Origin of the sequence: Myroides profundi (assembly GCF_000833025.1) — a bacterium.
Classification (GTDB): Bacteria; Bacteroidota; Bacteroidia; order Flavobacteriales; family Flavobacteriaceae; genus Flavobacterium; species Flavobacterium profundi_A.
The window spans coordinates 2,806,990-2,821,302 of sequence record NZ_CP010817.1; the positions used below are offsets into that span (position 1 = coordinate 2,806,990).

Sequence of the window (14,313 nt, forward strand, 5' to 3'; positions counted from 1 at the left end):
ACTGTAAATAGTACCAAGGTCATAAATAATTGCCAAAAAAAGTCTATTGAATCCTTTTGCTTCTGTACATTCCTACTAAAATCAATACAGGGATTAATAGTATTGCTATTAATTTAAATTCTGTTTGGATCAAGATAGGGTACTTTAATACAATCAATATTAAACCTGCTAATGCTCCTCCAATATGTGCTGTATGGCCAATACCATCATTATTCTTCTTCATTCCATAAAGTGAATACAGTAAATACCCCACTGCGAACATATAAGCAGGGATTGGAATCGGTATAAAAAACATATACAAACTCATAGAAGGATTAAGCATAATAGAAGCATATAATACTCCCATAATAGCTCCTGATGCACCTACTGCTCTATAATGAGGTTGGTTTTTATAAAACTGATAAGTCAATATATTTCCCACTAATAAACTTGCAATATAGACTATCAAGAAGTATAATACTCCTGAAACATGGATAATAATATCTGCAAAAAAATACAAGGTTAACATATTAAATGCAAAATGCATCCAGTCAACATGTAAGAAACCTGATGTTATAAAGCGATAGCGCTCTCCTCTATTAATTTGATTAATATCAAAGCAATACTTATTAAAAAAACTAAAATCATTTAACCCCTTATAAGTAACAAGTCCATTTAACCCTAAAAGGATTAGGGTAATCGTAGATATATCCATATAAAAATATTTGGTTAAAAATAAAGAATTGTTCGCTACTCGCCTATTAAATTTGTGTTAGATTATGGTATTAAACTATCTTTGCACAAAATCAAACAGAATGAATTTCCTTATATATATAATTGTTTACCCTATAATATGGCTAATCTCTAAGATGCCTTTCCCTATATTTTACTTTATCTCTGATATCTTCTATGTATTGTTATATAAAGTTGTCGGATATAGAAAGAAAACAGTGAGAGAGAATATTAGAATGACTATGCCTCACCTCTCTGAAAAGGAGGTTAAAAAAGTAGAGAAAGAATCCTTTAGACATTTATGTGATATCTTCTTAGAAATGATCAAAACATTTACTATCTCAGAAGAAGAACTAAAGAAGAGATTTACCTTTACTAACCTAGACACTGTATTAGAAGTAGAGAAACAAGGTAAAAGTGTTATGCTATTCTGTGCGCATTATGCTAACTGGGAGTGGATCATCATCTTAGATCGTTTTATTCAATTCCAAGGTTATGCTGTCTATAAGAAAATAGGTAATCCTTATTTCGATCAGTTAATCAAAAAGATTCGTTCTCGATTTAACACTGTTCTTGTCGAAATGAAGGAAACTATCAAAGTAATCAGACAAAATGAAGTGAGTAAAAACCACGGTGTTTACGCTTTTATTAGTGATCAATCTCCTATGGTGAGTAAAGCCAATTGTTGGCAAGACTTTATGGGGATAGAAGTTCCTGTATTTACAGGAGGAGAAGCACTGTGTAAGAAATTCGATATGGTACCTATGTATCTAAAAGTAGAATATGTTAAAAGAGGACATTATAAAACAACTTTTGTTCCTTTATTAAAAGAAGGAGAAGCACTAGAGGATGTTCCTAATTATGAATTGACTCATCGATTCTTAGGTGAATTAGAGAAGCAAATTATAGAAGCACCTTCTTACTACTTCTGGACACATAAACGATGGAAACACAGAGGCAAAAAACCTGCTAATATCAAATAGTAATATCATCAAATCCTTTCTAATTAGAAAGGATTTTTTATTTACAATAAAAGTAAGTCCACATCGTTTGTATCATTGTAAATTACTACATTAGCACAATACAAGTATCTTATTTTTTTATGAAATATATAAAATTATTAATTAAAATAATCTTAATCTCAATATCTACTTTAGGGATATGTGTTATTATTTACTTTTTAGCTGCAAGAGGACTTTCTAATATTACTGTAAATGAAGTACAAGAAGAACCTCAAGAATTCACCATGTACCTTACCACTAATGGTATGCATACAGACTTCGTATTTCCTGTCAAATCAGATTTAATTGATTGGAGTAAAGAGCTAAAATTCGAACATACAAAAGGACAACGTAGAAACTTCGCTTATATCGCATTAGGTTGGGGAGATAAAGGATTCTTTTTAGACGTAGAGGATTGGGATAGTGTAAAACTAGGTATCGCTATCAATGCTGCCTTTGGGTTAGGAACTACTGCAATACACTCTACTTACTTGTCTAATATAGAACTAGACGAAAATACAAGAGAGGTAAAATTATCCAAACAACAGTATCAGATACTCATCGACTACATCTTATCTTCATTTAAACGAGATACAGATAACAATGTAATCAATATCAAAACAGATAAAGCATACGGATTAAATGATTCTTTTTATGAAGGAGAAGGAAAGTACAGCTTCTTATACACTTGTAATACTTGGGCTAATTCTGGTCTAAAAAAAGCTAAGATGAAAGCTTGCTTATGGACTCCCTTCCAAGAAGGTATCTTTAGAAAATATAATTTGTAAACATCTTTTATATCGGAATGAGGATTTCCGTATAGTTTTATTACAGAGGTGTGATACCTTTGTTCATGCGCTAGGTAAGTGATTCTGTATTCAGTATACTACTATGCAGAATTCAATGAATACTTATATTACAAATAAAGGGAACCGATTTGGTTCCCTTTATTATTTGTTATAATTCTATAGTTATATTCCAGCAATCACTTTTAACTCGTCTATCATACGCAAAGCTAAACTGTCTGCAGCTTCTTGTGTTCCAGCTTCTGTATATATACGAATAATCGGCTCTGTATTAGACTTTCTTAAATGTACCCATGACGAAGGGAAGTCTATCTTCACACCATCAACTGTAGATACTTCTTGATTTTTATAATTCTCAGCAATCTGTTCTAAGATCATATCTACATTTAACTTAGGCGTAAGTTCTATCTTATTCTTACTCATATAATACTGAGGGTATGAAGCTCTAAGCTCTGCTACAGTCATATCTAAATTAGATAAATGTGTTAAGAATAAAGCTACACCTACGATAGAATCACGTCCGTAATGTGTCTCTGGATAAATGATACCTCCATTACCTTCTCCTCCGATTATTGCATTAGTAGCCTTCATCATTTCTACTACATTTACTTCTCCTACAGCTGATGCATTATAAGTACCTCCATGTTTCTGAGTAATATCTCTTAATGCACGTGATGATGATAAATTAGATACTGTGTTACCAGGTGTTTTACTTAATACATAATCTGCTACAGCTACTAAAGTGTACTCTTCTCCAAACATTTCGCCATCATTAGAAATAAAAGCTAAACGATCAACATCTGGATCAACTACTACACCGAAGTCTGCATTCTCTTTTTTCACTAAGGCGCAGATATCACCTAGGTGCTCTTTTAGAGGTTCTGGATTATGAGGGAAGTGTCCTGTTGGATCACAATAAAGCTCTACTACCTCTACCCCTAACTTTCTCAATAAAGCAGGAATAATAATTCCTCCAGATGAGTTAACAGCATCTACTACTACTTTAAACTTACGTTTCTTAATAGCTTCTACATCTACTAACTTTAGTTTTAATATCTCCTCTATATGGATGTCCATATAGTTATCTTTATGTTCTATAGTCCCTAAACTATCTACATCTGCAAAATCAAATGCATCTTTCTCAGCAATTTCTAAAATGATTTGCCCTTCAGCACCACTTAGAAATTCTCCTTTACTGTTCAATAACTTTAGAGCATTCCACTGTTTTGGGTTATGAGAAGCGGTTAAGATAATACCTCCATCTGCCTGCTCTAATGGAACAGCTATCTCTACAGTAGGCGTAGTAGATAAACCTAAGTCTATTACATGAATACCTAACCCAACTAAAGTATTTACTACCAAATTATGAATCATAGGTCCTGAGATACGAGCATCTCTACCTATTACCACTTTTAAACTTTCTTTATTTGAATTGTTTTTAAGGAATGTTCCATAAGCTGATGCAAATTTCACTGCATCAATTGGAGTAAGATTATCCCCTACTTTTCCTCCTATAGTACCACGTATACCAGATATAGATTTAATCAATGTCATAATTACATATTTTTTATTAACACAAAGATATAGAATTATAGGTGGGACAGCCTGAACAATTTTGTAAAATACCGTATTTTTATAGTCAAAATGAGATTATGAACTTCTTAGCCCATATATACCTCTCTGGAGATGACACTTTACTTAAAATAGGAAACTTTGTAGCAGATAGTATTCGAGGAAAAGACTATTTAAACTATCCTACTAAAATTCAACAAGGTGTAATCTTACATCGAGAAATAGATACTTATACAGATGCTCATGAAATCTGGCGAAAAAGTAAAAAGCTTATAGTCCCCCAATACAACCATTACGCCGCGGTTCTAATAGATATGTATTATGATCACTTTCTAGCGAAAAATTGGAATCAATACAGTTCTATCTCATTAGAAGAATATGCTCAACGTTTCTATACCGAATTACAAGAGAACTTTACTGTCCTACCTGTTAAAGTTCAAAACTTCTTACACATCATGATTGAAGAGAATTGGCTTGTAAAATATCGTTCTATAGAAGGACTAAAATATATACTAACACAAATGGATCGTAGAACAAAAGGAATCTCTAAAATGTCCTTTGCAACGACTGAACTAGCGGAACATTATGAAATATTCGAAGAGCATTTCTCTACTTTCTTTATAGAATTACAAGAACATTTAATTGATTTTAGAAAAACAGAGCGTTACTTATTAAAATAATATCTTATCTTATAACTTTCTATTATTACGAATAACAAAACTAGATAATTATTACCAAAAGGGTTTTCTTTTACATTATTTTTGCAATATGAAAATTATAAATCCACAGAAAATAAAGTACTACGCTGGTCAAGTATTTAAGTATGCTGAAGGAATACTATTCTTCCTGAAGTCTATCTTAAGTAATAGACAGTTTTTATACTTCTCTTGTGTCTTAGTAGGAGCCTCATCTGCTATAGCTGTTACCATTCTTAAATACTTTGCTCACAATGTATTTAAATTTGCTACGTATATAGATAATATATCTCATCTACCTTATATGAACAGTATTTTACCTATTATAGGTATCTTACTTACCGTATTTATCGTTAGGAAATTTCTAAATGGATCTATCGAAAAAGGTACTTATCAAATTATGATTGCTGTAGCTAAGAAGTCTGGTATTATGCCACGTAAGCAGATGTACTCACAGATAATTACGAGTTCCTTGACTGTAGGTATGGGAGGTTCGCTAGGTCTTGAATCTCCAATTGCCATTACAGGAGCTGCCTTTGGTTCTAATTATGCTCAGAACTATAAGCTTAATTATAAAGATCGAATACTATTATTGGGTTGTGGTGTTGCGGCAGGAGTATCAGCAGCTTTTAATGCACCGATAGCTGGTGTTCTATTTGCCATAGAGATTATTTTAGTTGATGTTTCTGTATCTGCTTTTATACCTATTATGATTTCTGCTGCTACAGGTACTATTGTAACTAATCTAATTATAAAAGAAGACATATTACTTTCTTTTAAAAACCAATTGGTTTTTGATACAGGTAATACGGCTTATTATATCTTATTAGGTATTCTATCAGGTTTCTTTTGTGTATACCATGCTAGAATGTTTCGTAAGACAGAACACTATATATCAAGTATGAAGTTTGGTGCTTATAAAAAAGCATTAATAGGCGCTTCTATGTTAGCAGTTCTAATTTTTCTGTTCCCAACGCTTTTTGGTGAAGGATACGAAAGCATTAAAATACTAACTAGTGATACACCTCAGTCTATTCTAAATAATACTTTATTAGCTGATTTTTCTAATAAACAGTGGGTATTATTACTCTTCGTAGGAGGAGCTGCCTTAGTAAAAACTTATGCTGTAGGATTAACAATGGGAAGTGGAGGGAATGGAGGTAACTTCGCTCCTTCTCTATTTGTAGGTTCTTATCTTGGTTTTACATTAGCCAAACTGTTACAACTATTAGGAATAAAAGAAATTCCTGTTCAGAACTTTACCGTAGTAGGAATGGCAGCTGTAATCAGTGGATTGTTTCATGCTCCTTTGACAGGTATTTTCTTAATTGCAGAAATAACAGGAGGATATGGATTAATGGTACCTCTATTAATCGTATCATCTATTAGTTTTGCAATTTCTAAGCATATGGAAAAATACTCTATGGATATTAAGTCTATTGCTACAACAGGGATGGTGTTCACTTCTGACAAAGATTCTAATATATTATCAACTATTATAGCAAGTGATTATATCAAGAATGACATCAAAACATTAACCTTACAACATACTACTGCTGCTGTTGTTGATGTTTTTGCAAATACAAAACAAACGTTTATTCCTATACTAGATAATGAGCAAAAAATCATAGGTATTATTAATCTAGATAGTGTAAGACCTATTATATTCAGTGAGTTTCAAACCAAATTCACACCTATCAAAGATTTAATAGAAACACCTATAATTGTATCTAAAAACGATTCTTCTAAAATAATTATGCAGACTTTAGAAACTAACAACTTAGAATTCGTATTAGTACAGGAAAACAAAAAGTACCTAGGTTACCTCGTTAAAGCTGAATTACTTAAAGCATATCGCATCAACCTAAAGTCACTGTTATTAGAATAAAAAAGGGTTCCTTTATAAGGAACCCTTTTTATTTTAAGTATGTATTTTTTTTGTTTCACAAATTTTGAAATAGAACAACAAAACAACAAAACCAAATCCCTTTTTAAGTAGCCAGCTCAAAAGAAATTAAAATAAAAAATCTATTTCAGAAACAAAACACATAACTGATTGAATTACTTCGCCTTTGTAATTCTTTAACAAAGATAAAATAATATTGTATAGTAAAAAGGGCTAATATTTGTTTTTAACAACTATTATCCTAAATAGATACTTTGCCACTATATGACTTATAGATAAGCTACTATAAATACATTTCATAAATAAATCGAAAGTTTTGTTAAACACTCTTCTACCTTCATTTTACAATTCTTACATTTACATAATAATGTATTTAGTTACATTTAATCATTATCAAATATCACTATTAGTTATATTTATTTAAAGGATATTCCTCTTATAAACATACTCTAATTACTTTAATTCAAATTACGTTTATTCATGCAAAACGATTTCGTTAGAGAAATACTGACACAAAATGAAAGTTCACAATCTTTCTTAGACAAACAAAGAATTGAAAAATTCACTGATACATTATTTCACTTTCTATTCCAATTAGAAGATAAGAAATACCTATCAGAAGAAGCTATCAATATCCGTTTGTCTACTCTAAAGCTAGAATTACTTTCTATTGTATTTAAAATTAATAATGATGTAGATAAATCTCAGAGAATAGCTAATGACTTTTTTGATGCTTTACCGCATATTTTCTTTACGCTTAAAACAGATGCACAAGCTATATTAGAGAATGACCCTGCGGCAACTTGTCTTCAAGAAGTATATATAGCTTACCCAGGATTCTATGCCATCGCTATTTATCGTTTTGCACATCAACTACATACACAGAAAGTAGTATTATTACCAAGAATATGGACAGAACATGCACATAGTAAAACAGGTATTGATATTCACCCTGCTGCTACCATTGGATCTCATTTCTGTATAGACCATGGAACGGGTATCGTGATAGGAGAAACTTGTGTTATTGGGCAAAACGTAAAAATATATCAAGGAGTTACTCTAGGAGCTATTTCTGTATCTAAAGATAAAGCTAATACGAGAAGACACCCTTATATAGAAGATAATGTTATTATTTATTCTGGAGCTACTATATTAGGCGGAGATACTGTTATAGGTCATGATACTGTTATAGGTGGTAATGTATGGTTAACCAAAAGTGTGAAACCAAACTCTATTATGTATAGCAAAAGTAAAAGTTATTCTAAAGATCAAGAAAATTATCCTGAACCAATAAATTTCATAATTTAATTAAACAAAAAATCTAAGAATCATGAAAATAAATAATGTACTTGAGGCAATTGGAAATACTCCTCATATTAAAATAAATAAATTGTTTCCGAATGATATTAATGTTTGGATCAAACTAGAAAAACAAAACCCAGGTGGAAGTTTAAAAGATCGTATTGCTTTAGCAATGATCGAGGATGCTGAAGCAAAAGGAATAATAAACAAAGATACTACTATTATAGAGCCTACTTCTGGTAATACTGGAGTTGGTTTAGCAATGGCTTGTGCTGTCAAAGGATATAAGTTAATCTTAGTCATGCCTGAGTCGATGAGTATTGAACGCAGAAAACTTATGGCTGCTTATGGAGCTAAATTTGTACTTACTCCTAAAGAACTTGGAACATCAGGATCTGTATCTAAAGCAACTGAATTAGCAGAAGAAATGGAGAATGCATGGGTTCCTCAACAATTTAACAACTTAGCAAACCCTGAAATACACCGTAAAACTACTGCTCAAGAAATTATCAATGACTTCCCTGAAGGTATTGATTATCTAATCACTGGAGTAGGAACAGGTGGACATATCACTGGAGTAGCAGAAGAGTTAAAAAAAGTATTTCCTAACTTAAAAGTATTTGCTGTAGAACCTGAGAATTCTCCAGTACTAAGTGGAGGAAAACCTGGTCCACACCCATTACAAGGTATTGGTGCTGGATTTATACCTAAAGTAGTAAATACAGATATCTTTGATGGTATTATCACGATTGGCAAAGAAGAGGCTTACGCCTATACCAATAAAATTGCTAGTCAAGAAGGTATTTTAGCAGGTATCTCTACAGGTACATCATTAGCTGCTATTGCTAAGAAATTACCAACAATAGAAAAAGGAGCTACTATCCTAACATTCAACTATGATACAGGCGAAAGATATTGGTCTGTTTCTGAATTGTTTGATGAAAAAGCAGCTGAAATAAAATAGCATTTATAATACACTATATACGAAGGGAGTTTAATCATAAACTCCCTTTTTTATTTTTTATCCCTTCTGTTTTTAACATTTTTTAAATATCCCTGACTAAGCTGTATTGTAGTAACTGTAGCACTCTTCCAGATTATTATTGTACTTTTGTACTCGTAACAGAAAATAATAAATCACATGCTTAAAAGATCTTTTCTAATAACAGCTTTAGCTTTTACAGCTTTAACTGCATGTAAGTCAGTACCACAAGGAACAACTACATCTTCAGAAAACGCCTTAAACAACATTGAAGTAAATGGGAAATTATACTCAGCTGTATTCCAACAAAATGCTGCTGAATATCAAGCTTTAGCTGCTCAAGCTTTCAATATTGCTACATTACAACTAGATCGTATTCTTACAGAACAACACAATAAGCCTCTTGCTATTGTTACTGACATCGATGAGACATTCTTAGACAACTCTCCTTATGCTGTACAAATGGCTAGAGAAGGTAAATCTTATGACCAAGCAACTTGGACAGAATGGACTTCTAAAGGAGAAGCTCTTCCTCTATTAGGAAGTTTAGAGTTCTTTAACTATGCTAAGTCTAAAGGTGTAGAAGTATTCTATATCACAAATAGAAACCAGAATGACAAACCAGGTACTATGAAAAACTTGGTAAAGTATAACTATCCTTATGCAGATGATACACACGTTATCGTTAGAACTGCTGAGTCTAGTAAAGAAACAAGACGCCAAAAACTAAGCGAAACTCATGAAATCGTAATGCTTTTAGGAGATAACTTATCTGATTTCTCTACACTTTGGGATAAAAAGACTCAAGAAGAGAGAATCGAAAATGTAAAAAATAATAGAGAACAATTTGGTAAGAAATTTATTGTTTTACCAAATACAGGTTATGGAGATTGGGAAGCGGCATTATTCCAATACAGAAAAGATCTTTCTAAAGAAGACAAAGATAAAATCTACGACAAAAGCGTAAAAGGTTTTAAATAATAACAAAAAAACTAACAACTTAATATCAATGAAAAAATTAATGGCTTTAGTACTTTTCGTAAGTGCTACTCTATCTTTCACAGCATGTTCTAGCGATGATAATGCTCCTAAGCGTAATAAAGAACAATATGAAGGTACATGGATTGCAGATAAATTATCTTATACCATCCCTGGTGCTCCTACCCCAATGGAACATGATTTTACAGATATGCCGGGTGAAAATGCAGTAAGTCAAGCTGACGAATTAATTCTTACTGAAAAAACAGCTACTTTAACTGAATTTTTTAAAAACAGTGAAACTCCTAAAACAACGCTAGGTGTGGTTCAAAATGGGGTAATTACATTTGTAGATCAAAGCTATACTTCTAGAACTATTAATAGTGCTACCGCTACTACACTATCTTTGACATATTACTATACTATGAGAGGAGCGACTTTACCTATTACAGTAACTTATAAAAGATTAAAGTAATCTATCCTTTTTAAGGAAATATACAAAACCTTGTAACTAAATAGTTACAAGGTTTTTTTGTTAGAACTCCAAAGATTGTGCATTTTTTTCATATATTTCCGCACAAATAACAAACCATCAGAAACTAATGAAAAAACTATTATCTATCAGTTGTTTCCTTTTAACTACATTTCTATTCACTAGTTGTAGTAATGACAGTGGAATCACAGTAAAGACTTATTTTGGAAAGTGGGAATCCACTACTATCAAACTAAAAGATGGCAGTACAGTTAAATATACTGAAATCGGCACCTTTAATAAAAATGAAGAGCTAGAGGTTTTCACAGATCAATATGAATCAGCCAAATTGGTTCAATATTATAGTAAAGAGATAAAGCCTACAGTAAAGTTAGGTAATGTTTCTGATGATTTTATTGTTTTTGAAAATACTAACGACAAAAGACAAATTGTTAAGGTAGAACAAAACGAACTCTCTTTAGTTACTAAAATAAGTATCAATGGACAGTTAGAACTTGTTCAAATAAATTATACAAAAATAGGACCTCCAAGAGATGAAGAACCTAAAAAATAAATATAACTAAGCCTCATAATTAATTTATGAGGCTTTTTTATGACAACATATTCATTATAAACACTTCTCATATAAAAGGAGCACTTTGAAAGATTAGCAATAAAACGGCAATATGTAGTTTTATTCTAAATAATATTGTACAGATATTAAATTCTATTGATTTTTATGTATCTTCAAACTCTTTACAAACAACATAAAAACAATCATGAATATTGAATCTAAAGTTAAACCTAGAAAAGTAACCTTATTACAATCCTTAATACCTATGATCGTATTAATCGCGTTATTAGGTACCAATGTATTCGTTTATGGTAGTGCTGCCTTAGCTGGTTCTAACCAATTCGTTCTATTAATAGGTGGACTTATCGCGATCGGAATAGGTCTATACAATAAAGTCGATTACGAAGATATTATTAAAAAAATCACTAAGAACGTTAGAGAGACTACCAGAGCTATCTATATTCTTTTATTAGTAGGAGCCTTATCAGGAACTTGGTTATTGAGTGGTATTATACCTACGATGATTTACTATGGTTTACAGATTCTAGAACCTCATATATTCTTACCTGCAACAGTGATTATCTGTTCCATTATCTCTTTAGCGACAGGTAGTTCTTGGACCACATCAGCTACTGTAGGTATTGCACTAGTAGGTATAGGTAATGCGATGGGGATAGACCTTGCACTAATCGGAGGTGCAGTGATCTCAGGAGCATACTTTGGAGATAAACTATCTCCCCTATCAGACACTACTAATTTAGCTTCTGCTATGGCTGGCACAGATTTATTTACTCATATAAGGTACATGATGTTCACCACCATACCTACCTATGTAGTAACACTAATTATATTTATCATCATCAGTTTTAATCTTAATGTACCAGACACAATAGATATGTCTGCTTCATTACAAGCCATTGACCAAACATTCAATATTACACCTTGGTTATTCTTAGTACCTGTGATTGTAATTGGAGCAATATTAAAAAAGATGAAACCAATCCTTGCTTTACTTCTAGGAACCTTACTAGGAGCAGTATTTTCCCTATTCTTCCAGCCTGATATAGTAGCTTTTGTAGGAGAGGGAACAACATTAACACCTGTTACAGCTTATAAAGGAATTATGAATGCCATCACTACAGATATTGCTATTCTATCTCCTATGGAAAGCTTAAATAGCTTATTCGAAGCTGGAGGAATGAAAAGTATGTTAAACACAGTATGGTTAATTATCTGTGCAATGTTCTTTGGAGGAGCAATGGAAGCTATTGGGGCTTTAAAGAAAATAACACAAACATTACTAAGTATAGCTAAATCTGTTTTTGGACTATTCGCAAGTACAATGGCAAGCTGTATAGTGGTAAACTTAACTGCTTCAGAGCAATACCTATCATTAGTAATCCCTGGTAAAATGTTTGGAAAAGCATACAAAGAAAAAGGACTTGCACCTGAGAACTTAAGTAGAACTCTAGAAGATTCAGGAACAGTGACCTCAGTACTAATTCCATGGAATACTTGTGGAGCTTATCACTCAGGAGTATTAGGTATTGATACCATGACTTATGCTCCTTACGCATTCTTTAATATTATTTCACCATTTGTATCTCTTACTTATGTTGTATTAAATATTAAAATCAGACGTTTAGTTGATGCTGTAAAAGCATAATTTTTAATTAAGAATTATGAAACTGCGCTTACTCCATGAAGTAAACAGAACTTAGATAAAACAACAAAAGGCTATTTCTTACGAAATAGCCTTTTGTTTTATATTATTTCTACTGTTAACAGTAAACCATCAACTGTAAACTAATTATTATCTAGAATAGTTAGGTGCAGATTTAGTAATCGTAATATTGTGAGGGTGACTCTCTCCAATACCAGAAGCTGTTAACTGAACGAATCTAGCTACTTCTTGTAATGTAGGGATATCTTTAGCACCACAGTATCCCATACCTGCTCTAAGACCTCCTATGAACTGTAACATACTCTCACTAAGTTCTCCTTTATAAGGCACTCTACCTTCGATTCCTTCAGGTACAAGTTTTTTCACATCATCTTCTACATCTTGGAAGTAACGATCTTTAGAACCTTGTTTCATTGCAGCTACAGATCCCATTCCGCGGTAAGCTTTGAACTTTCTTCCTTCGAAGATAATAGTTTCACCTGGAGATTCCTTAGTACCTGCTAGCATTGATCCTAGCATTACACAGTCTGCTCCTGCTCCTAATGCTTTAGGGATATCTCCTGTATAACGAAGACCTCCATCACCGATTACTGGTACACCTGTTCCCTTTAGAGCAGCTGCTACTTCCATAATAGCTGAGAACTGTGGGAACCCAACACCTGCCACTACACGTGTAGTACAGATAGACCCAGGTCCGATACCTACTTTAACAGCATCAGCACCATTCTCTACTAAGAATAAAGCAGCCTCTGGAGTAGCGATATTACCTACTACTACATCGATTTCAGGGAAAGCAGTTTTTACCGCTTTTAATACCCCTACTACACCTTGAGAGTGACCATGCGCAGTATCTATAATTAATGCATCTACACCAGCTTGTACTAATAATTTAGCTCTATCTACAGCATCAGCAGTTACTCCTAAAGCAGCTGCAACACGTAGTCTACCGAACTTGTCCTTATTAGCATTTGGTTTTAAAGTAAGTTTAGTGATATCTCTAAAAGTGATTAAACCAACTAGTTTATTATCAGCATTAACTACTGGTAATTTTTCGATTTTTTTCTCTTGAAGAATTTCTTCTGCTTGATCTAAAGTAGTACCCTCAGCAGCAGTTACTAGATTATCTTTAGTCATTACCTCTGTGATAGCACGATCGTTTTGTTTCTCGAAGCGCATATCTCTATTTGTAATGATCCCTTTAAGAAGCCCATTGTCATCAACAATTGGAATACCTCCGATTCCGAATTCAGCCATTGCCTTTTTCGCATCACCTACAGTAGCTGTAAGAGGAAGAGTTACTGGGTCTATGATCATACCTGACTCAGCTCTTTTTACCTTTCTTACTTCTTTTGCTTGCTCTTCAGCAGTCATGTTCTTGTGAATCACTCCGATTCCTCCTTCACGAGCCATAGCAATAGCCATTTCACTTTCCGTTACAGTATCCATCGCAGCAGATACTACAGGAACGTTCAAAGTAATGTTTCTAGAAAATTTTGATTTTAAACTAACTTCTCTTGGAAGTATTTCTGAATAGTTTGGAACTAGTAATACATCATCGTAAGTAAGTCCTTGACCGATGATTTTAGTTGTGTGTGCTTTCATGTGCAATGTCGTTGAATTGCACGCAAAT

13 protein-coding genes are annotated in these 14,313 nt (G+C 32.7%); 10 read left to right on the forward strand and 3 right to left on the reverse strand.

The genetic code is table 11. From position 1 onward, the window contains the following. Positions 1-43 precede the first annotated feature (43 nt). Entirely contained in the window at positions 44-694 is a 651-nt protein-coding gene (locus MPR_RS12375; protein ID WP_041893065.1) for a rhomboid family intramembrane serine protease, read from the reverse strand. A 100-nt stretch (positions 695-794) separates the two neighbouring features. On the opposite strand from MPR_RS12375, the gene MPR_RS12380 reads away from it, so the two are divergent. Together MPR_RS12380 and MPR_RS12385 are read left to right on the forward strand one after the other, a co-directional pair. After that, a complete protein-coding gene (locus MPR_RS12380) occupies positions 795-1,694 on the forward strand; it encodes a lysophospholipid acyltransferase family protein (protein ID WP_041893067.1) in 900 nt (299 codons plus the stop codon). A gap of 119 nt (positions 1,695-1,813) precedes the next feature. Continuing rightward, positions 1,814-2,500 (forward strand): TIGR02117 family protein, encoded by a 687-nt coding sequence (locus tag MPR_RS12385; protein ID WP_041893070.1) that lies wholly within the window; start codon positions 1,814-1,816, stop codon positions 2,498-2,500. A gap of 183 nt (positions 2,501-2,683) precedes the next feature. On the opposite strand, the gene glmM is transcribed toward MPR_RS12385, so the two are convergent. Further along, positions 2,684-4,072, reverse strand: a complete 1,389-nt coding sequence (gene glmM / locus MPR_RS12390) for a phosphoglucosamine mutase (RefSeq protein ID WP_041893073.1) — start codon at positions 4,070-4,072, stop codon at positions 2,684-2,686. Positions 4,073-4,170: 98 nt separating this feature from the next. Between glmM and MPR_RS12395 the strand changes: the two genes are divergently transcribed. The 8 genes from MPR_RS12395 (at position 4,171) to nhaC (ending at position 12,665) form a co-directional block, all read left to right on the forward strand. Continuing rightward, positions 4,171-4,770 (forward strand): acyl carrier protein phosphodiesterase, encoded by a 600-nt coding sequence (locus MPR_RS12395; protein ID WP_041893075.1) that lies wholly within the window; start codon positions 4,171-4,173, stop codon positions 4,768-4,770. 88 nt (positions 4,771-4,858) lie between these two features. After that, positions 4,859-6,673 (forward strand): chloride channel protein, encoded by a 1,815-nt coding sequence (locus tag MPR_RS12400; RefSeq protein WP_041893076.1) that lies wholly within the window; start codon positions 4,859-4,861, stop codon positions 6,671-6,673. Positions 6,674-7,171: 498 nt separating this feature from the next. Beyond that, on the forward strand, positions 7,172-7,999 hold the full coding sequence (locus MPR_RS12405; protein WP_041893078.1) for a serine O-acetyltransferase: 828 nt from the start codon (positions 7,172-7,174) through the stop codon (positions 7,997-7,999). Between the two features lie 22 nt (positions 8,000-8,021). Beyond that, positions 8,022-8,957, forward strand: coding sequence for a cysteine synthase A (gene cysK / locus MPR_RS12410; protein WP_041893079.1), 936 nt, complete (start codon positions 8,022-8,024; stop codon positions 8,955-8,957). A gap of 177 nt (positions 8,958-9,134) precedes the next feature. After that, a complete protein-coding gene (locus MPR_RS12415) occupies positions 9,135-9,956 on the forward strand; it encodes a 5'-nucleotidase, lipoprotein e(P4) family (protein WP_041893081.1) in 822 nt (273 codons plus the stop codon). 28 nt (positions 9,957-9,984) lie between these two features. Next, positions 9,985-10,428, forward strand: coding sequence for a hypothetical protein (locus MPR_RS12420; RefSeq protein WP_041893083.1), 444 nt, complete (start codon positions 9,985-9,987; stop codon positions 10,426-10,428). Between the two features lie 127 nt (positions 10,429-10,555). Beyond that, on the forward strand, positions 10,556-10,999 hold the full coding sequence (locus MPR_RS12425) for a hypothetical protein (protein WP_041893084.1): 444 nt from the start codon (positions 10,556-10,558) through the stop codon (positions 10,997-10,999). 205 nt (positions 11,000-11,204) lie between these two features. After that, on the forward strand, positions 11,205-12,665 hold the full coding sequence (gene nhaC, locus MPR_RS12430) for a Na+/H+ antiporter NhaC (protein WP_041893086.1): 1,461 nt from the start codon (positions 11,205-11,207) through the stop codon (positions 12,663-12,665). A 147-nt stretch (positions 12,666-12,812) separates the two neighbouring features. On the opposite strand, the gene guaB is transcribed toward nhaC, so the two are convergent. Then, the gene (gene guaB, locus MPR_RS12435; protein WP_006258466.1) at positions 12,813-14,285 is read right to left on the reverse strand and encodes an IMP dehydrogenase; all 1,473 of its coding nucleotides are present in this window, start codon (positions 14,283-14,285) and stop codon (positions 12,813-12,815) included. Between the last annotated feature and the right edge of the window lie 28 nt (positions 14,286-14,313).